At 52.8% G+C, this 19,461-nt stretch carries 14 protein-coding genes, 1 tRNA gene and 1 rRNA gene; 8 read left to right on the top strand and 8 right to left on the bottom strand.

Annotated elements, in window-relative coordinates; genetic code table 11:
* Positions 1–3: 3 nt before the first annotated feature.
* From ACL2XM_RS27270 to gmhB, 3 genes are all read right to left on the bottom strand, one after another.
* Positions 4–79: transfer RNA gene (locus ACL2XM_RS27270), tRNA-Glu, on the bottom strand.
* A gap of 229 nt (positions 80–308) precedes the next feature.
* Positions 309–1,851: ribosomal RNA gene (locus ACL2XM_RS27265) — 16S ribosomal RNA — on the bottom strand.
* A 349-nt stretch (positions 1,852–2,200) separates the two neighbouring features.
* Positions 2,201–2,773: a D-glycero-beta-D-manno-heptose 1,7-bisphosphate 7-phosphatase gene (gene gmhB / locus ACL2XM_RS27260; RefSeq protein ID WP_410013744.1), complete on the bottom strand. Its 573-nt coding sequence runs from the start codon at positions 2,771–2,773 to the stop codon at positions 2,201–2,203.
* A gap of 188 nt (positions 2,774–2,961) precedes the next feature.
* Here gmhB and metN point away from each other — a divergent pair, with 188 nt between their 5' ends.
* The 6 genes from metN (at position 2,962) to proS (ending at position 8,674) form a co-directional block, all read left to right on the top strand.
* Positions 2,962–3,993 (top strand): methionine ABC transporter ATP-binding protein MetN, encoded by a 1,032-nt coding sequence (metN, locus tag ACL2XM_RS27255; RefSeq protein WP_410013743.1) that lies wholly within the window; start codon positions 2,962–2,964, stop codon positions 3,991–3,993.
* A complete protein-coding gene (locus ACL2XM_RS27250) occupies positions 3,986–4,639 on the top strand; it encodes a methionine ABC transporter permease MetI (protein ID WP_410013742.1) in 654 nt (217 codons plus the stop codon). The genes metN and ACL2XM_RS27250 overlap by 8 nt, the downstream gene beginning before the upstream one ends.
* Before the next feature lie 64 nt (positions 4,640–4,703).
* Positions 4,704–5,519, top strand: a complete 816-nt coding sequence (locus ACL2XM_RS27245) for a MetQ/NlpA family lipoprotein (RefSeq protein WP_410013741.1) — start codon at positions 4,704–4,706, stop codon at positions 5,517–5,519.
* A gap of 116 nt (positions 5,520–5,635) precedes the next feature.
* Positions 5,636–6,046 (top strand): Rcs stress response system protein RcsF, encoded by a 411-nt coding sequence (gene rcsF / locus ACL2XM_RS27240; RefSeq protein ID WP_410013740.1) that lies wholly within the window; start codon positions 5,636–5,638, stop codon positions 6,044–6,046.
* Positions 6,043–6,777 (top strand): tRNA (N6-threonylcarbamoyladenosine(37)-N6)-methyltransferase TrmO, encoded by a 735-nt coding sequence (gene tsaA, locus ACL2XM_RS27235; RefSeq protein WP_413732046.1) that lies wholly within the window; start codon positions 6,043–6,045, stop codon positions 6,775–6,777. The genes rcsF and tsaA overlap by 4 nt, the downstream gene beginning before the upstream one ends.
* Before the next feature lie 169 nt (positions 6,778–6,946).
* Complete coding sequence (gene proS, locus ACL2XM_RS27230; protein ID WP_413732045.1) at positions 6,947–8,674, top strand: proline--tRNA ligase; 1,728 nt, start codon at positions 6,947–6,949, stop codon at positions 8,672–8,674.
* Positions 8,675–8,750: 76 nt separating this feature from the next.
* On the opposite strand, the gene ACL2XM_RS27225 is transcribed toward proS, so the two are convergent.
* The 3 genes from ACL2XM_RS27225 to ACL2XM_RS27215 form a co-directional block, all read right to left on the bottom strand.
* Positions 8,751–13,793, bottom strand: a complete 5,043-nt coding sequence (locus tag ACL2XM_RS27225; RefSeq protein WP_413732043.1) for a hypothetical protein — start codon at positions 13,791–13,793, stop codon at positions 8,751–8,753.
* Between the two features lie 77 nt (positions 13,794–13,870).
* Positions 13,871–14,479, bottom strand: a complete 609-nt coding sequence (locus tag ACL2XM_RS27220; RefSeq protein WP_413727758.1) for a hypothetical protein — start codon at positions 14,477–14,479, stop codon at positions 13,871–13,873.
* A 265-nt stretch (positions 14,480–14,744) separates the two neighbouring features.
* On the bottom strand, positions 14,745–15,293 hold the full coding sequence (locus ACL2XM_RS27215) for a YaeQ family protein (protein WP_410013736.1): 549 nt from the start codon (positions 15,291–15,293) through the stop codon (positions 14,745–14,747).
* A gap of 258 nt (positions 15,294–15,551) precedes the next feature.
* Here ACL2XM_RS27215 and rof point away from each other — a divergent pair, with 258 nt between their 5' ends.
* Positions 15,552–15,809, top strand: a complete 258-nt coding sequence (rof, locus tag ACL2XM_RS27210; protein WP_410013735.1) for a Rho-binding antiterminator — start codon at positions 15,552–15,554, stop codon at positions 15,807–15,809.
* 56 nt (positions 15,810–15,865) lie between these two features.
* On the opposite strand, the gene tilS is transcribed toward rof, so the two are convergent.
* Positions 15,866–17,188 carry a tRNA lysidine(34) synthetase TilS gene (gene tilS, locus ACL2XM_RS27205; RefSeq protein WP_413732041.1) on the bottom strand — a complete coding sequence of 441 codons (1,323 nt, stop codon included), beginning with the start codon at positions 17,186–17,188 and terminating at the stop codon, positions 15,866–15,868.
* The gene (locus ACL2XM_RS27200) at positions 17,178–17,567 is read right to left on the bottom strand and encodes a VOC family protein (RefSeq protein WP_413721326.1); all 390 of its coding nucleotides are present in this window, start codon (positions 17,565–17,567) and stop codon (positions 17,178–17,180) included. Before ACL2XM_RS27200 ends, tilS begins: the two co-directional genes overlap by 11 nt.
* A 230-nt stretch (positions 17,568–17,797) precedes the next feature.
* Between ACL2XM_RS27200 and ACL2XM_RS27195 the strand changes: the two genes are divergently transcribed.
* Positions 17,798–19,453, top strand: coding sequence for an inositol phosphate phosphatase SopB (locus ACL2XM_RS27195; protein ID WP_413732039.1), 1,656 nt, complete (start codon positions 17,798–17,800; stop codon positions 19,451–19,453).
* Positions 19,454–19,461: the final 8 nt, after the last annotated feature.

Here is a 19,461-nt window from a genome sequence, read left to right as displayed (position 1 = left end):
ATATGGCGTCCCCTAGGGGGTTCGAACCCCTGTTACCGCCGTGAAAGGGCAGTGTCCTAGGCCACTAGACGAAGGGGACACGGAAAATGCTTGCAACGCGCCGCGTTGCTTTTCCGTGTAAGGCGAAACTTTCATTAATGAAAGTAAGCGACCTCTTTCTAGTCGAACAACGCATCGCGTTGCTCTCCTATCATCGGACGATGCCTTGCACGTGCGAAGCCGGGCTTCACGTGTAAACCATACGAGCTGTTTGCTCATTACAGTTATCAGACAATCTGTGTGGACACTACACATTACGTATCTTTCGGTAAGGAGGTGATCCAACCGCAGGTTCCCCTACGGTTACCTTGTTACGACTTCACCCCAGTCATGAATCACAAAGTGGTAAGCGCCCTCCCGAAGGTTAAGCTACCTACTTCTTTTGCAACCCACTCCCATGGTGTGACGGGCGGTGTGTACAAGGCCCGGGAACGTATTCACCGTGGCATTCTGATCCACGATTACTAGCGATTCCGACTTCATGGAGTCGAGTTGCAGACTCCAATCCGGACTACGACGCACTTTGTGAGGTCCGCTTGCTCTCGCGAGTTCGCTTCTCTTTGTATGCGCCATTGTAGCACGTGTGTAGCCCTACTCGTAAGGGCCATGATGACTTGACGTCATCCCCACCTTCCTCCGGTTTGTCACCGGCAGTCTCCTTTGAGTTCCCGACATTACTCGCTGGCAACAAAGGATAAGGGTTGCGCTCGTTGCGGGACTTAACCCAACATTTCACAACACGAGCTGACGACAGCCATGCAGCACCTGTCTCAGAGTTCCCGAAGGCACATTCGCATCTCTGCAAACTTCTCTGGATGTCAAGAGTAGGTAAGGTTCTTCGCGTTGCATCGAATTAAACCACATGCTCCACCGCTTGTGCGGGCCCCCGTCAATTCATTTGAGTTTTAACCTTGCGGCCGTACTCCCCAGGCGGTCGATTTAACGCGTTAGCTCCGAAAGCCACGGCTCAAGGCCACAACCTTCAAATCGACATCGTTTACAGCGTGGACTACCAGGGTATCTAATCCTGTTTGCTCCCCACGCTTTCGTACCTGAGCGTCAGTCTTCGTCCAGGGGGCCGCCTTCGCCACCGGTATTCCTCCAGATCTCTACGCATTTCACCGCTACACCTGGAATTCTACCCCCCTCTACGAGACTCTAGCCTGCCAGTTTCAAATGCAGTTCCCGGGTTAAGCCCGGGGATTTCACATCTGACTTAACAGACCGCCTGCGTACGCTTTACGCCCAGTAATTCCGATTAACGCTCGCACCCTCCGTATTACCGCGGCTGCTGGCACGGAGTTAGCCGGTGCTTCTTCTGCGGGTAACGTCAATCAACAAGGTTATTAACCTTATCGCCTTCCTCCCCGCTGAAAGTGCTTTACAACCCGAAGGCCTTCTTCACACACGCGGCATGGCTGCATCAGGCTTGCGCCCATTGTGCAATATTCCCCACTGCTGCCTCCCGTAGGAGTCTGGACCGTGTCTCAGTTCCAGTGTGGCTGGTCATCCTCTCAGACCAGCTAGGGATCGTCGCCTAGGTGAGCCATTACCTCACCTACTAGCTAATCCCATCTGGGTTCATCCGATGGCGTGAGGCCCGAAGGTCCCCCACTTTGGTCTTGCGACGTTATGCGGTATTAGCTACCGTTTCCAGTAGTTATCCCCCACCATCAGGCAGATCCCCAGACATTACTCACCCGTCCGCCGCTCGCCGGCAAAGTAGCAAGCTACTTCCCGCTGCCGCTCGACTTGCATGTGTTAGGCCTGCCGCCAGCGTTCAATCTGAGCCATGATCAAACTCTTCAATTAAAAGCTTGATGCTCAAAGATTGTCATACTGTTAATCTTATGAATTAACTGTTTGTTCACTCTTCAAGACTTGGTATTTTTGTGTTTCGATACGGTCTTGTGAGTGCCCACACAGATTGTCTGATAAATTGTTAAAGAGCAGTGCGCCGCTGTAATCAGTCTGGCGCGAGGTGGCGTATATTACGCTTTCCTCTTTCAGTGTCAAGCCCGTTCGGCCTGTCTTCTGACTCGTTTCCGGTAGAGTGTGATACTGCTCACGTTACCGGTCGATGGAGGCGCATTATAGGGGGGTACGGAAAAATGGCAAGTAAAAAAAACGTCATTTTAACCGACCGGTTAAAATCTAACCGTTATGCACCTTTTGCATGCTGTTTAATGGCAGCCGGTAGTTGCGCAAGACTGTCTATCACCCAATCCGCCAGGGCCTGGGCCTTTTCGTCCAGCGGCTTGCCGCTGCGCACCAGCACTTTGGCGCCGACGCCCGCGGCTTGCCCCGCCAGCATGTCTTCGGCCTTATCACCTACTATATAGGAGGCCGCCATATCGATATTCAGGAACTGCTGCGCATCGAGCAGCATGCCGGGTTTGGGTTTGCGGCAGTCGCAATCCTGGCGGTATTCCCCTTCCACGCCGTCGGGATGATGCGGGCAGAAATAGATGCCGTCCAATTCCACGTCGCGATCGGCCAGCGACCAATCCATCCACTCGGTTAGGCGCATAAACTGATCTTCGGTAAATTTACCCCGTGCAATACCGGACTGGTTCGTCACCACCACCAGGGCGAATCCCATGGTTTTCAATTCCCGCATGGCATCGATAACACCGTCGATAAATTGAAATTCATCGATCTCATGTACATAACCGTGATCGACATTAATGGTACCATCGCGGTCTAAAAATATAGCTGGGACAGGCTGTGTCACTGATTGGCTCCTGACAACATAAACGGCGCCCAGTATCGCATGTTTTATCGGGCGAAGAGAAACGGAGAAAATGAAACCCAGTTGACTTAGCCGTCTAGACGCCCTAACATCCACGCACGCTGATATCTGCGGATATCGTAAAGGTGCCATTTATTCTCGCAACAGGTAACCAGTAACCCTAAAAAAGCATGATCACACTCTCTCATATTACCAAGCAATATTCGCAGGGCGCCCTGACTATTAATGCCCTGTCGGATGTTTCCCTGCACGTTGCGCCAGGTCAGATTTATGGCGTTATCGGCGCTTCCGGCGCCGGTAAAAGCACGCTTATCCGTTGCGTAAATTTATTGGAACGTCCCACCAGGGGTACGGTGCTGGTCGATGGTAAAGATCTTACCAACCTGCCTGAGCGTCAGCTTATTGCCGCCCGCCGGCAAATCGGCATGATATTTCAGCATTTTAATTTGCTCTCCTCGCGCACCGTATCCGGCAATATCGCCCTGCCGCTGGAATTGGATAAATTATCCAGGCGCGATATCACCGCGCGGGTCAATGAGCTGCTGACCCTGGTCGGGCTTGAGGATAAGGCCGACGCCTATCCGGCCAACCTGTCCGGCGGCCAGAAACAGCGGGTCGCCATTGCCCGGGCGCTGGCCAGCAACCCCAAGGTGCTGCTGTGCGATGAAGCCACCAGCGCCCTGGATCCGGCCACCACCCGTTCTATTTTGGCTTTGCTGAAGGATATCAATCGCCGCCTCGGCCTGACCATTTTGTTAATTACGCATGAAATGGACGTGGTGAAGCGCATCTGCGATCAGGTGGCGGTAATAAGCCAGGGTGAATTGATCGAACAGGACACCGTGAGCGAAATGTTTTCGCATCCCAAAACGCCGCTGGCCCAGCAATTCATCAAGTCCACCCTGCATCTGGATATACCGGACGACTATCGCGAGCGCATGACCGACGCGCCGTCGGCGGGTAAAATCCCCATTCTGCAGCTGGAGTTTACCGGCCAGTCGGTGGATGCGCCGTTATTATCCGAGGCCGCCCGGCGTTTTAACGTCAACAATAATATAATCAGCGCGCAGATGGATTATGCCGGTGGGGTTAAGTTCGGCATTATGCTGACGGAAATGGCCGGGGATGAACAAAATTCCCGTGACGCCATCGCCTTTTTGCAGCAGCAGCACGTTAAAGTAGAGGTACTGGGTTATGTCTGAAGCCATGGTGGCGTTATTCGCCAAGGGAATCTGGGAAACACTGATGATGACATTTGTCTCCGGTTTCCTGGGGTTCGTCGTGGGACTGCCCATCGGCGTATTGCTGTATATCAGCCGGCCCGGGCAGATTATCGAAAACGGCAAGGTCTATCGCACAACCTCGGCGCTGGTGAATATCTTTCGCTCCATTCCTTTTATTATCCTGCTGGTGTGGATGATCCCCTTTACCCGCATGATTGTCGGCACGTCAATCGGCCTGCAGGCGGCGATTGTCCCATTGACCGTCGGCGCCGCTCCGTTTATCGCCCGCATGGTGGAGAACGCCCTGCTGGAGATCCCGGCCGGCCTGATTGAAGCCTCGCGCGCCATGGGCGCCACGCCGCTGCAGATTATCCGCAAGGTTCTGTTGCCGGAAGCGCTGCCTGGCCTGGTGAACGCCGCCACCATCACGCTTATCACCCTGGTGGGCTATTCCGCCATGGGGGGGGCGGTGGGCGCCGGCGGCCTGGGTCAAATCGGTATCCAGTACGGGTATATCGGTTATAACGCGACCATCATGAATATTGTCTTGGCGTTATTAGTTATCCTGGTGTTTTTAATACAAATCGGCGGCGATAGAATCGTCAAAGCCGTTACCCATAAATAGTCAATAATGAAACTGCCATTCCGGCGTTTCATTGCGGCAACTTTATCCACAAGAGGAAAGGGATATGTTTTCTAAAATAAAAACTCTGGCTACCGTCAGCGCGTTGATCGGTTCCCTGGCATTGGCAGGCTGCGGGCAGGAAGAAAAAGATCCAAACCATATCAAGGTCGGCGTGATTGTCGGCGCGGAACAGCAGGTTGCCGAAGTGGCGCAAAAAGTGGCGAAGGAAAAATATGGTCTGGATGTCGAGCTGGTCACCTTCAACGATTACGTGCTGCCTAACGAAGCGTTGAGCAAAGGCGATATCGACGCCAATGCCTTCCAGCACAAACCTTATCTTGATCAGCAAATCAAGGATCGCGGTTATAAGCTAACGCCCGTGGGCAATACCTTTGTGTATCCGATTGCCGGTTATTCAAAACAAATCAAATCCCTGGATGAACTGAAGCCAGGCTCACAGGTAGCCCTGCCCAATGACCCGACCAATCTGGGCCGTTCCTTGCTGCTGCTGCAGAAAGTGGGCCTGATCACCCTTAAGGACGGCGTCGGCCTGCAGCCAACCGCGCTGGATGTGGTCGGCAACCCGAAAAACCTGAAACTGGTTGAACTGGAAGCGCCGCAATTGCCGCGCTCCCTGGACGATCAGCAAATTGCCCTGGCGATTATCAACACCACCTATGCCAGCCAGATTGGCTTGACCCCGGCGAAAGACGGCCTGTTCGTGGAAGATAAGGAATCTCCCTACGTCAATCTGATCGTGGCCCGCGAAGATAATAAAAATGCCGAAAATGTAAAAAAATTCGTGCAGGCATATGAATCCGATGAAGTTAACGATGCCGCCAATAAAGTCTTCAATGGCGGCGCCGTTAAAGGCTGGTAATCTTTATACATTAATAACGTGCGTTTTTGACCAGACGGGCTACGGCCCGTCTTGTTATTTATGCCGTAGATTGATTCAATAGCGCCGTTGAAATAAAAATAATCAGAGGAAAATGTATGCGTGCTTTACCTGGATGTATTTTGGTGCTCTCGTTGACGGGGTGTGCATGGGTCCATACGCCCCCTTCGTCCACGACGACCCAGGCCGCACCCGTCTCTCCGTTCAAGAGCGCGCCGCCCGCCCACAAGGCCCCCGCGCGCCCGCAGCCGGCCAAACTGTATAAATCCGCCGAAGAGCTGGTCGGTAAACCGTTCCGCGATCTGGGCGAAGTGTATGGCTCCACCTGCCAGGTGAGCTTGCAGGATCCACCGCCAAGCCTGCCCGCGGCGCGCAAGGAAATGCAGATGCGCGCGGCGTATATGAAGGGCAACGCGGTATTGCTGCACCAGTGTGAAACGGTGCGGGCGGTGGCGGGATGCTATCAGCAGGCCGTTTGCCAGGGCACGGCGTTGAAAGTTTCGCAATGAGCGCCTACCCCCTGCGGCAAATCGGCGTAATCCATTCGCCCTATAAAGAAAAATTTGCCGTTCCCCGCCAGCCGGGACTGGTGCCGGACGGTACCGGCGAACTGCGGCTGCTGGCGCCCTATAACCAGCCGGACGCCGTGCGCGGGCTGGAGGCGTTCAGCCATATCTGGCTGCTGTTTATCTTTCACCAAACGATGGAACAGGGCTGGCATCCTACGGTGCGCCCCCCGCGCTTGGGCGGCAATAGCCGTATCGGCGTGTTTGCCACTCGTTCAACGTTTCGCCCCAACCCCATAGGTATGTCCCTGGTGGCGCTGCGCGGTATCCGCCTTCAGGGCGCGGAAGTGATACTGGAACTGGGCAGCCTGGATTTGGTGGACGGCACGCCGGTGGTGGACATCAAACCCTATCTGCCCTATGCCGAAAGCATCCCCGGGGCGCGGGCCGGTTTCGCCCTGCATCCTCCCGCGGCTTCGATGGCGGTAACCTTTACCACAGCGGCGGAGCATCGTCTGGCCGCGCTGGCGGGCCGTTATCCCCACTTGCGCCGGTTCCTCACCGATGTGCTGGCGCAGGATCCGCGCCCAGCCTATCGCCGGGATCGCGACGGCGAGCGCACCTACGCGGCGCTGTTGCTGACCTTTAATGTCAGCTGGCGTGTCTTGGGCGAGGTGACCGAAGTGCTGTCGATCGAGGATTATCCCGGCGCCGCGGCAGGCGAGAGCCGGTAATCAGCGGCCGTCGCCGGCGAACGCATACCGGCCGCGGACAGGTTTTTGCGATTTTTCCATTTGCTCTCTTTTGGCCGCCCGCCTGCACTGGTAAACTGATTCACTTTTGATACTTTGCTGCCGATAAGCAGCCTGTGGCATTAAGCCGTTCTTGTGGAACCCAACTATCATGCGTACTACTCAATATCTGCTCTCCACCCTTAAGGAGACCCCCGCCGACGCCGAGGTTATCAGCCATCAGCTGATGCTGCGCGCCGGAATGATCCGCAAGCTGGCATCCGGCCTGTATACCTGGCTGCCCACCGGCCTGCGGGTACTGCGAAAAGTCGAAGCCATCGTGCGTGAAGAGATGAACAACGCCGGCGCCATTGAGGTTTCCATGCCGGTGGTGCAACCGGCGGATCTATGGCAGGAGAGCGGACGCTGGGAACAGTACGGGCCGGAATTGCTGCGTTTTGTCGATCGCGGGGATCGTCCGTTCGTGCTCGGCCCCACCCATGAGGAAGTGATTACCGATCTGGTGCGCAATGAAATCAGTTCGTACAAACAGCTGCCGCTGAATTTTTTCCAGATCCAGACCAAATTCCGCGACGAAGTACGCCCGCGTTTTGGCGTGATGCGCGCGCGCGAATTTTTGATGAAGGACGCCTACTCGTTCCATACCAGCCAGGAATCCCTGCAGGCGACTTACGACGCCATGTACCAAGCCTACAGCGCCATTTTCAATCGTATCGGCCTGAACTTCCGCGCCGTACAGGCGGATACCGGTTCCATCGGCGGCAACGCCTCCCATGAGTTCCAGGTGCTGGCCGACAGCGGCGAGGACGATATTGTTTTCGCCAGCGGTTCGGACTACGCCGCCAATATCGAACTGGCCGAAGCGGTTGCCCCGTCCCATCCGCGCGCGCAGCCGGCTGAAGAGCTGCGCCTGGTGGACACGCCCAACGCCAAGACCATTAATGAACTGGTGGAACAATTCAACCTGCCGGTGAGCAAAACCGTCAAGACGCTGATCGTTCACGGCGATAACGAGGCGGGCCACGCGCTGGTCGCACTGCTGATACGCGGCGATCATCAGCTTAATGAAATCAAGGCGGAGAAACTGCCGCAGGTGGCAAGCCCTCTTGAGTTCGCCAGCGAAGAAGAAATTCGCGCGGCCGTCGGCGCCGGCCCCGGTTCCCTCGGGCCGGTCAACCTGCCGATTCCGCTGGTGATTGACCGCAGCGTGGCGGCGATGAGCGATTTCAGCGCCGGCGCCAATACCGACGGCAAGCATTATTTCGGCATTAACTGGGAACGGGATCTGCCGCTGGCGGAAACCGCCGATCTGCGCAAAGTCGTGGAAGGCGATGCCAGCCCGGACGGCAAGGGCACGCTGCAGATTAAGCGCGGCATTGAAGTCGGCCATATTTTTCAACTGGGCGCCAAATATTCCCAGGCGATGAATGCCACCGTTCAGGGCGAGGACGGCCGTAACCAAACCTTGACCATGGGCTGCTACGGTATCGGCATTTCCCGGGTGGTCGCGGCGGCGATTGAGCAAAACCACGATGAGCGCGGCATCCTCTGGCCAGAAACCATTGCTCCGTTCCAGGTCGCCATCCTGCCGATGAACATGCATAAATCCTTCCGGGTCAAGGATGCGGCGGAAGGCATCTATAACGCGTTGCGCGCCAAAGGCATCGACGTATTGCTCGACGATCGCAAGGAGCGCCCGGGCGTCATGTTCGCCGATATGGAGCTGATTGGCATACCGCACACCATTGTTATCGGCGACCGCAATCTCGACAGCGAAGAGATTGAATATAAACACCGCCGGATTGGCGAAAAGCAGATGATGAAAATCAGCGCTATCGTCGACTATCTGGTGGCTGAAATCAGCAACGCCGGCCGTTAAGCCGGTAATCCGCCCACTATCCGGCCGGCAATATGCCGGCCGTTTTTTCCGATCGCCGGATTAAACCCGCCATCTGTTAATCATTGTGAATGAGATTGATCAATATCCAGCTTTTTTGCAGGATGCCCGGGTCACCATAGATAAAGTTGCGGCTGTTCGATTTTACCGGTCTAATATCCAGATGATCCTTGGCGCCAAGCTTAATGGTTTCGGTATATTTATTAACTTCGGTGGCAATAAAAAAAGCGATCTCTCCCTGGTCGGAAAATATTTCGCTTGGAATATTCCTTTGCAACATCACCAGCCTTTCCCTGTTTTCCAGCAGTGTGATGACCACCCTTGGCGTTGACGGCAAAGGGGACATTGTCGAACCGTTATTTTCACCATCATCGGGCCCGCCGGGGCGGTCAACGATTAACGTCTCATTCATTTGCAAAGCGAGCCGCCCTACTTGTTCCACCAACAGGGAATGCCCTAATCCGATATCATCGCGCGTATCGGTACGCCTTCCGCCTGTTTCGCTAAAATGAACATAGTGCGCGGGCTGAATGGGATCAAGCCTGGGTTCGTCGGTGGTCATATCGATTTGCAGGCTGAAATCAGACCTTAACCAGGAATTAAGATAAAAATGAAAATGCGAGAAATCAAATCCCATGCTTAAAATATCCTGATCTCTGACGCCCGCCATAATGGGAAAGAAAGCAGATTTTTCCTTGAAAAAATTAGCCAGTAAAAGTGGCCATAATGTCTTGCGATGGCATTCACTACCCAGGCGGATGAGATATTCTCTCAAATGATCTTTATCGTCCGTTAAAGAGATATAAATATTGCTCTTGCTCAGCAGATTCCTGGAAACAACGATCGAGGGGAGCTGCCGGAAGGTGTCCAGCGACGGCAGGACATCCCGCCAATGCAGCGGATGGCGTAAATCTTGTCCGTCCACGACGAGAGTCCCCGCCGGCATCTCCTTATATTCCCGCGACAAAATATAGGCATCCAGGGCGTTGCTCATAGTCCGGCTGCCATAAAAAATGGTCAGCATGGCGGCGATAAGCGTTTCCTCATCCCCGGTGGGGTTTGCCAGCAAGCTGGCCTGATAAAGGGATTCCGCCGTCATCAGGCCGGGATAATAAGCCATCAGCGTTTGCGCGCCGATTTCTTTCCTGAGAAAATGCAGCACATCAATTACCACCATGCCGAAGGGAATGTTTTCACTAACCGCCCTGCTGTGGCGCTGGAATGGCAAATTTCCAATGAGGCTAAGAGCGTCCTCGATGAAATCATGGATACGCCGGTGCCAGCGCTCGTTATCCCGCCGCCGTTCAATACCGCAGCCACGCTGCGGCTTAAACATAACTCCCGTCCCCCGATTACGCGATTTACTGTCGGTAATCACCCCGCGATAACTTTCTACCGTGGCACCCAGCCTGTCGGCCATAATCTGCGCGGAAGAGCGCCGTCCCCCTAACGCGCCAAAGCACGAGATCAGCTCGATATGGCTAATAGGCTGATCCGGGTGCAGCGAGCGATGTAACCCAAGAATAATATTTGATAGTTCAACGGCGTCGTAATGATTGATGGAAGCCAGGGCGCCATGGGCCTTTATTTCCATTTGCAGGCTATTTAGCCCGTTGCGAACGTAGTCAATACGACCATCAGGCCCTAATAATGCTGAAATCCGGTTTTTTTCTAAATTACCCTCTCCGACCACAACCTTAAAGGATTTTTGATCATTAATCCTTCTGCCGTTAGTGATATCCCCTATCTCTTGCGAAGAAACTATCCTCTGATCACTCCTCAGCATATTATTGATATAATCATTGTTAAGTCCCGCAAAACGATCGTCCCCCAAGCTGACCATCATATGAAAATCTTTATCATCGGTATAAAAAACCAACAACTTTCCGGCAGCCACATTGGCAAGCTGAGCGTTATTGTCAATATACTTATCTATAACCATAAATTTATTGAGCTTTATTATTGATATCCTATTACCATCCATTTTTCCGATCATTAGCCTTGCCAAACGTTCCAGCGCATCGGCTTGCTGAGGTACGAGATGTTTAGCGGCAATTAAAATTTCCAGTGCAAAACGGATGCTGGTTTTTTCGTTGGAACTTTTAGCGCTAAGTTCTTTGGCAATATCCATGATACTTTTGCTTGTCGGGCTTGAGTGCGGAAAATCCCCTTTTTCAACCATAAAGCTTTTACATTGGTTATAAGTAACTAACACATCGTCCTTGAAATGTCCCAATTGCTCAGTAATCAAAATGCATTTTTCATCACTGAGTTCCGCATCCAGCAGGCTATTATTCATCCCGGTAAACCTGCCGTTACCCACGCTGAGCATCAGATGTGAGATTGAACTGTCTTGAAGATTAGTAAAACGAACCAGTTTTCCCGGTTCAATACGCAGCATGTCGCTATAAGTCCTGATCTGAAAGGGATGTGGTATAATCTCAAGCATCGCTTCTGGGGAGTTTTTTTTATATGCTGCCAATAAATTATCCTTCTGATTAAGCGTGAGCTGTCCGGCTTTTTGCATAACCGATATAATAAATTCATAACTGTTTTTAGACGTTTGATCTTTGATAATGGATTTACGTATTTTTTTTTGCAGCAATAACTGTTGTTCCACACCATCATAATGCGATAAAAAAGTTGAAAACGTTATCGGCGTAGCCGGCTGCAGCAATTCACTGAAACCCGGCGGCGACAATAATAATTGTTCATTGTCGCGGCTAATCATAAAACTTTCCTGATAATCTTGAGCCAGTTGTTCCGTAGCGAAGTCTTTATAAGTGATCAAAGCGGCGGAACCGGAATTTTTAAAGCTCAGGGTCCATTTATCCTCAGTTAAAATCGCCACATCTTCGATGTCAGGCAGTTTTATAGACCGTAAATTTTCAGCATTAGGCTCAAGTAGATAATCTATATTTTTATATTTAGCGGCCAACAAGTAATGGCGAATAACTTCACTATTTATAATTGGGTCGAAAATAAATAGTGCGCGATAACGGACATTATAAAATCCATGATTAATGGCAAAGCGTTCCACTCCTTTTAATGCTTGTTTTAAATTCCCTTCAAATTTGAATCGATTGCAATAACGACGAAACCTTAAGGCTAAATTATCATCATAACTGAAAATTTCCTTGTCTAACGTCGATGTTGATACCACATTATAATCCTCAACATACAAGGTGGCGGACCTGCCATTCTTTAATATCAGTTGCTGGTTATTCATTATGAAGGCGTCGCCGCCAACTTCTTGCCACTGCGAGGCGGAAAGAGAGTGATCCAATTTTTGCAGTCCAAAGCCGGCAAATCTGTCGTTACCTAGACTAAGCAATAATAGCGTCAATTTATTGGTTAAATTATCCACTACCGCAACTTTATAGCCAGGGGGAATGAAACGCAATGACTCCCTTTCGCGTAAAATTATTTTTGGACTAGAACTTTCATCCCAAAAATAAAGTTCATTGGCAAATTGATAGGTTTCATCATCTATCCGGCGACATAGCTGAAACACTTGCAGCATCGCCTTAATGTTGTTATTTCCCAGGATATTTAAACGACCTTTTTCTTCATTTACCAGCGCTTTAACCAACATGACCATACGATCGCGTGTTTCCCCTTTGGTAAAAGTCTCGGCCACCTGTGTGGCGGTGGTGGCGGACTTTAACAATTCACCGATCCTGCCCGCCTGCTCGTGCAGTAATGCGTATCCCTGGCTACCATAGGATTTTATCACGCCATAGATATCCGCCGCGCCGGTTATGCCGGTAATCACTATACTTAACAAGGCTGATTCCCAGCCCTTCTGGCGCCTTTGCGCGTCCTGTTCGCGGGCGGCGCTTTGCAGTTGCAGAACACTACCGGCACCCGCCAGCATATCGCCCAGTATCATGGCGGCACAGCCCGCAGGTGAACCGCCGCTGAAAAACAGCGCCAGCAGAGAAATGGCATTGCTTGCAGCCAGTAAACGCTGTTGTGTCACGTCATCAGGGCCGGCATCGTTTGGATTGGTTGAAACCAGAGCATTATAACCAATATGCTCGTCCAGTTTTTCCATATCCAGATGTCTTAAACGTTCCCAAATATTGACCTGATTGATCAACACGATAGTGGATTCTAAAATACAGGCAGGCTTATTCAACCTTGGTGTCAGACTGGTTGATTCTAGCCATGCTTTATGTTGAATCGAGAGGTGCCCGGCGATAAAGTGCTTTAATGCGGTGGATGCGTCGTCAGGAGTCCAAAGATAAATTCTGCCCGTTGCCAGGGAGATAAATAACCCGCCTGTTGGCTCGGCGATAGCGACAATGCCCGGAACAGTGAACCGGCCTTCAGGGGTAGCCACACTGATCAGCCGCTCGCCTATCAGTCCATCCATCCAGCGATCAATCATATTTCGTAAATCACGATCCGCGTCGCTGGCCATAAATGGGAACAACGCCGCGACCATCCGGTTTTTAGCCATAGTAATATAAGCGGCGCTGATATCCGTACTAGCACCAAAGTATTCAAGCAACCGTTCTAGCTCAGCCGTCAGGGTGATGGCGTCACCATTAATAATAAATTCCAGATAGGAGAGAAAATTTTCCTTATCAGATCCCAAAATGGTAGTTTTAATAATGATATAATCATTATCTTCTTTTGCATTATTACCTATATTTAATATGGCGTTAGAGAATTCCTTTAGCAACAGCTGCCGGACGCTATAGATCCCTTCTTTTATATGCGTTGTCGGCTGCATGCCTTTGCGGTCGTGTTTCATAAAAAGAATAAGCAGGGAGATTTTTCTGGAAAGTTGATGCGCCGTCAGGGACAGGCCGTATTTTCTCTGTACCAGGTCACTTAACATCATATCAACAAAATTCAGGGTCACGTTATCACGTGCCGCCGGAAACTCTTGGGAAACACCGAATGTATGCAGCCATTGATTACGTTCCAGCATCATGTGGTGTCGGGACATGTTATTTCGGTTGGGATTCGGGTTAACAGGCGCCAAATCGGGTGGAGAAGGATAATGTCCATCTGCTGTCGGTTTATCCATGGCCGCGTTCATCTGAGAATATGTATTTATTTTTTCACGCAACGTCCGCCAATACGCCATGTGCTCTTCCTGGCTTGCACAAGCGGGTGATTGAGCTTCATCAGTTATTTGCCTTCTGCCACGTAAGATTTTATCGCTTATCTGCTCTGCTTTTTTTTTATTTTGCCTTGCGATATTCTTTCCGCGGGAACCACGCAGCGGGTAATAATGGCGGGGTATGGCGATCCATCCCGGGCTGGCTGCGCCTTTAGCGGGGCGATAGCCTCGCTATCGTCCCATCCTGGATATATTTTTGATGGCATAAGAGAGAAACCGGGCAGTCTGATCGAGGCGAACGCCTCAAGCAGCGCCGCGGTAAATCGAATCTTTTGCCGGGATAGCGGATGAACGCGTTCAGCGGCATCTCTGACTGCGCAAAGTACTCCTCTCGCCTCCCGTTGTTCCTCAGGCGGTAATTCCTCCAGCCATTTATTGCCGGAGATAGCCTCACTGCCATAGCGCAAATAGTACAGCAACGTATCATTGATTACTGGATGCGAAGCCTTTAATATATCTTTATTGCCATAAAATTTATTTTCATCATTCTTAAACTGACGTATTGTGACGCCCTCCCCATGTTGTTCTCTATTTGAAACGTTGGTTAGACTATGCGCTCCCCAGGTGACTTGCGGCGAATTATTTATTTTCGTTTTATTATTAAAGAAAGAAATAATAGAAAAAAGTTGAGTTGCATTCGCTATTAGCATAGATATTATATCCTTTTTTATTCACGGTGATCAGGTTGATGATTGGAAGAGGCTATAATCAATGGCGAACATTATCTTTTGCGGCGGCTAAGCGTCAACCGCGGATCAGGTTAATCAATATTTAATCATTACGCTGCGCCGGTGCCGGGGGGATATTAAATAGCGTTTATTACGCGGGCCATTCGCCATGAACCGCGCAACTTCTTCTGGGGATGCATCGTCGACGCCGCTGTGCGGCTCGGGCTTATCGGCGCAGCCAAAGTCCTTAGCCAGCCGCGTTTTTCCAGGTCGCCAGGGTAATTTCCAGCTGAGTTTGCTGATCCGACAGCCACATCAATCCGTCCTGCAGTGTTGCCTGCAAAGACATATTACGCGCCGCCAGCGCGGCCAGCTGCGCCATTTGCGCATCGTCGACAAAATAAACGCTCAGGTTGTCGTGCTGGGATAACATTGGCTCGACCTGTCGCCACCAAATCCGCGCCGCGCGCTCGTTATAGGCATAGAGCACCACATTGCGCGCCAGGTGGCAGGCTTTACGCAGCCGTTTTTCCTCCGGCAGCCCCAGCTCAATCCACCACTCCGGTTCACCGTGATCGTTGCGCAGCCATAATGCAGGCTCATCTTCGGCGCTGAGGCCGCGGGTAAACTCCAGGCGATCGTCGGCATGATAAATCCATGCCAGCAGCCGCAGCATCATGCGCTGCGGTGTTTCCGAGGGATGCTGGGCCAGTACCAGATTAACATCGGAAAAATAATTCCGGTCCATATCGGCGATGTTGACCGCCGCTTTATGTACAGTCGCTTTTAACGCCATGGTGATTCCGTAAGATATGCTTTGCCCGGCAGTGTACCTGACATCGCCCGTCGGCCGCCAGAAAAGCGGTAAATGCATAGTGTCGGCTCTATTAATTCCTAAACCATTTATTCCAGGGATAGGGGCGCTCTGTGCTATAGTCTGATAAGGAAATACTGTTGAAAGATGTAGGCGGGATGAGCGGCGGATGAAAATCGCACTTCATCCTCCCTCAGGGAACAGGCGGTATTTACCGCCGTAACAAGTAGGTGAGCTATTATGTCAACGAATGAAGAATATCAACCCATTAATTGTGATGATTACGATAATCTTGAGCTCGCCTGTCAGCGCCACTGGGTCCTCACTCTGACGCTTAAGAATGGAGATACCGTTGCCGGCACGGCGCGCGATATGATCTCAAGAAAACATGTCGAGTATCTGGTTATCGATGACGCTGGCGGCAGCCATGAAATACGGCTGGACCATATTGCCAGTTTCACCCATCCTGAACTCGGTACAGTGGTGGTTAGCGAATAACCCCCTCGCCCCTTCCTTCCTGACGGGCAGTAGGATTGCTACCCGTTAGCGTAACTCTATCGTATCCATTCCACATTCAGGCCTGTTTCCTCCTCCCCGGCCTGTCCTTCGCGAGTAATAAAGATGCCGGGTGCGGTTATCAGTTGCTCATTGTAATACACCAGAGGTGTGCGCTCGCGCTGCCAGGGCGCGATACCCAGCTCCTGCCATAATTTTTTTACCGATCGTCCATGGCGCCGGCCCAGGATATGCAGGGTACCGGTCGCCGAAAACCGCACGCTTACCCGCTCGTCCATCCGCGGCCGGCGCACCGCCCCGCCGCCGGAACCCAGGCGCAGCAGACCGAGATCCTCCGGCAGCGGCAGCGGTTGTCCGGTGTCCTCCCATAATAGCACCCGCCCCCTGAGCGGGGGCCACAGCGGCAGGATAAACAAGCGTTGGCGAAAGCGCCTGATCTGCCGGTCACCCAGCCGCATCATGGGCTCGGCGTCCTGGCGGCTTAACGCAACCTCCTGCCAGATCCTGGCCAGTTGTTCCTGCGCGGGCATGGCCATGCCAAACGACGCCAGCCAGCGGCGCAATACGGCCGCGCGCCGGATAGCGCTCATGCCCATCATCGGCGCCAGTTCGAGTGAGCCGTCATCGCGGGTTAATTGTTGCAGCGTCTCGGCGAGCAGCTCGTCGAGCAGGGTTTCCTGTTCGGCGCAAAGCGTAGCGCTGCGCGCCGCCGCCCGGCTGAAATGGGGCCAGCGCTCCTTAAGCAGAGGGAGAATGCGCAGGCGCAGAAAATTACGATCGAAGCGTTGATCCTGGTTACTCTCATCCTCAATCCAGCGTAAGCGCCGGCTTTCGGCATAGTCGCGCAGCTGCGCCCGGCTGATATCGAGTAAAGGACGCAGCAGCTCGTGCCCGTGGAAAGGCGACGCGGCGGCCATGGCCGACAATCCGGCCGGTCCGCTGCCGCGTTTTAGCGCCAGCAGCAGCGTTTCGCTTTGGTCGTCCTGATGCTGGGCGGTCAGCAATGTCTCTCCGGGCAGCAGCGCCAGGGCCAGCGCCTGGTAACGCGCGGAGCGCGCCGCCGCTTCAATACCGCCGTCGGCGGGATCCACGCTCACCCTGACCTGCTGGAACGGAATCGCCAGATGGCGGCACAGCGCCTGGCAATGCTGCGCCCAATCATCGGCATGGGCGCTCAAGCCATGATGAACATAGACCGCGCGCGGGGCGAGATCGGGCAGTTGCCGCCCGCGCAGGCATGCCAGCGCATCCAACAGCACCGTGGAGTCCAGTCCGCCGCTCAGGGCCACCAGCACCGTTCTGCGCCGCTCAAGCCTGGCGGCGATATGGCGGCAGAGCGCCTCACCGTCATCAGGCTTCATAGAGCTCCAGGGGCAGATCGTCGGGATCGGTGAAAAAGGTAAAGCGCCTGCCGGTAAGGGGATCGATGCGGATCGGCTCGCAGTCGACGCCGTCGATATGAAGCGCGCTGACGGCCGCGGCAATGTCCGCCACGCTGAACGCCATGTGGCGCAAACCGCGGGCCTCCGGGCGGCTGACCCTGGCCGGCGCGTTGGGAAAACTGAACAGCTCGATAATATAGTCGCCATTGAGCGCCAAATCGCCTTTCCAGGAATCGCGTTCGGCGCGATATACCTCGCTTAACAACGTGAACCCCAGGATGTCGCAATAAAATTGCTTACTGCGCGGGTAATCCGACGCGATGATGGCGATATGGTGCACCTGCTGTAGTTTTAGCATCGGCATAGTCCTTTTTATTCCGTTAATGCGCGTTGCCCGGGTTTGCCGCCCGGCGTTCAAAGGCAATTTACCACACTCTCTCCGCCCTCGCCCGCCTGTCATGCGCGCGGCAAGATGCATAAAACGCTCACGCCCGGAGTAATGCCTGGAATTATCCATTTCATTGATTTAGCATCTGATTAAATTATATACACCTTCCATTAAATTGATGCATAGCAACAGGTAACGCCATGAGCAGTTCCTCCCACATCCTTATTAATCGTCCAGCCGACCCCAGCCGGTTCGCTACCGGTCAAGTGGCGGGTATTAGCCCTTGCGAGGCGGTTACCGGAACATTTGCGCATTTGAAAGCGCCGCGTATCAGTCATCCGGTCAATATCATGGGCAGGCCTTCAGCCGCCGGTTTCCCACGCTCCCCGATTGCGGCGCGGCGCAGGCTGGCGCTGGCGGCAGGGCTCGGCGCCGCGGAGAAATTGGGCGACGACGAAGGCGTAAATTATTTTGCCGTCATGCTGGATAATGAAAAAGACGATGATGATACGCCCAGGGAAAATAAGGATTACAAGGCCGTACTGGCGCTGGAAAAAGGGATTATAAAATTGTTAGCCAATTTTATAAAGAAACACAGCGGATGCAGTTCCCGCAAAGCCAGCAGCGAGGCCAAAGCGCTTTTTAATACGTCCAGTAAAGATGTATTGAACAATCTGGATTGGAATACCGTTGAAGACAGTTTTCGTTTTCGCGGTACTCACTTTAACAGTACATTAATACCCGCGGGTCAAATAAAACTGGGTGATCAGGATATTTTTGCCGCGGGCTACGCTAACAAAGGGATCAGCAGTAAATCCAATGAGGAAACCACCCATGCGATGAATATGTGGATCTCGACGTTTTACGCGGGAGACGATAACCGGGATCCGCTGTTTTCCGGCATCCGCCACGGCGTACTGAGTCCCTTCGGCCTGAAAGCGGGCAGCGCGGAACGTCAACAAGGCGCGTTGAATCGGGCCAGGGAAGTGGCCGCCGCCGCGTTGTTCCTGCATCCGGAAAAACTGGCCGCGGCGTTGGCGGGCCAGACGGTAGTATTGCCGCTTACGTCGACGAGCCTGCTGACACCGGTGGATATCGGGCCGTCAACGGAGGAATCACAATTCAGGGATCAGATGGAAGCCTGGGAGAAACTGGGCGCCGGCCCGGTAGAAATACCTATCAGGAACGAGAAAGGCGAAATGGTGCGGGTCACCCTGCGCCTTAACATCGCCGCCTTTAATTTCGGGGTCAATGAGCTGGCGTTGAAACGGTTGCATCTGGGACATCGCACAGCCGACGCCTATAATCGCTCCGCCCTGGTCAAGCTGCTCGGCAAGGATCTTTCCCCCGGCTCGGCGCACGGAGGCTGGGTGGGGGAATATCTCGCTTCCCGGCCGGATAATGCCGACAGGGTTTCTTCGCTTGCCAGCGAACTGAAACAAATTTGGGCCAAGAAGACGTACCGTGCCGATAAAGGCGAGCCGTACAAGGCGGCCGTGCGGGTGGCGTTATTATCCCATGAAATAGGCATTACCCCCTGCTGGAACTGCAAGAGCGGAAAAGACCGCACCGGTATAATGGATGCGGTCATTAAGCATCAGGCCGTAAGTCAATACCTGCGTAAAACCGGTGCAGACAATGTATTGCCTGATGCAGAGAACAAAGCGCTGATGCAGAAAGTGATGCTCAACAGCGGAAATTTGCAAATCCAGCAGCATAACACCGGCGTTCCCGGCAACAAATGTATGAAGAACAATAAAATACTTAATTTTTTATTCGGCAAATTATCATTGCGCCGCAGCATTGGCGACAAAAAAATAGCCGACCAGGCAGAAGGCTTTTCTAAATACGTATAGGAGAGAGT

The organism is Sodalis sp. RH20 (assembly GCF_047324205.1).
In the GTDB taxonomy this organism is placed as follows: domain Bacteria; phylum Pseudomonadota; class Gammaproteobacteria; order Enterobacterales; family Enterobacteriaceae; genus Acerihabitans.
This window is presented reverse-complemented; position numbering and strand designations above follow the sequence as displayed.

What these genes read in the sequence shown, in the direction of transcription:
- metN (WP_410013743.1), top strand. Translation starts at nt 2,962, where the DNA reads ATGATCACACTCTCTCATATTACCAAGCAATATTCGCAGGGCGCCCTG.
- ACL2XM_RS27250 (WP_410013742.1), top strand. Translation starts at nt 3,986, where the DNA reads ATGTCTGAAGCCATGGTGGCGTTATTCGCCAAGGGAATCTGGGAAACA.
- ACL2XM_RS27245 (WP_410013741.1), top strand. Translation starts at nt 4,704, where the DNA reads ATGTTTTCTAAAATAAAAACTCTGGCTACCGTCAGCGCGTTGATCGGT.
- rcsF (WP_410013740.1), top strand. Translation starts at nt 5,636, where the DNA reads ATGCGTGCTTTACCTGGATGTATTTTGGTGCTCTCGTTGACGGGGTGT.
- tsaA (WP_413732046.1), top strand. Translation starts at nt 6,043, where the DNA reads ATGAGCGCCTACCCCCTGCGGCAAATCGGCGTAATCCATTCGCCCTAT.
- proS (WP_413732045.1), top strand. Translation starts at nt 6,947, where the DNA reads ATGCGTACTACTCAATATCTGCTCTCCACCCTTAAGGAGACCCCCGCC.
- ACL2XM_RS27225 (WP_413732043.1), bottom strand. Translation starts at nt 13,793, where the DNA reads ATGGCGTATTGGCGGACGTTGCGTGAAAAAATAAATACATATTCTCAG.
- ACL2XM_RS27220 (WP_413727758.1), bottom strand. Translation starts at nt 14,479, where the DNA reads ATGCTAATAGCGAATGCAACTCAACTTTTTTCTATTATTTCTTTCTTT.
- ACL2XM_RS27215 (WP_410013736.1), bottom strand. Translation starts at nt 15,293, where the DNA reads ATGGCGTTAAAAGCGACTGTACATAAAGCGGCGGTCAACATCGCCGAT.
- rof (WP_410013735.1), top strand. Translation starts at nt 15,552, where the DNA reads ATGTCAACGAATGAAGAATATCAACCCATTAATTGTGATGATTACGAT.
- tilS (WP_413732041.1), bottom strand. Translation starts at nt 17,188, where the DNA reads ATGAAGCCTGATGACGGTGAGGCGCTCTGCCGCCATATCGCCGCCAGG.
- ACL2XM_RS27200 (WP_413721326.1), bottom strand. Translation starts at nt 17,567, where the DNA reads ATGCTAAAACTACAGCAGGTGCACCATATCGCCATCATCGCGTCGGAT.
- ACL2XM_RS27195 (WP_413732039.1), top strand. Translation starts at nt 17,798, where the DNA reads ATGAGCAGTTCCTCCCACATCCTTATTAATCGTCCAGCCGACCCCAGC.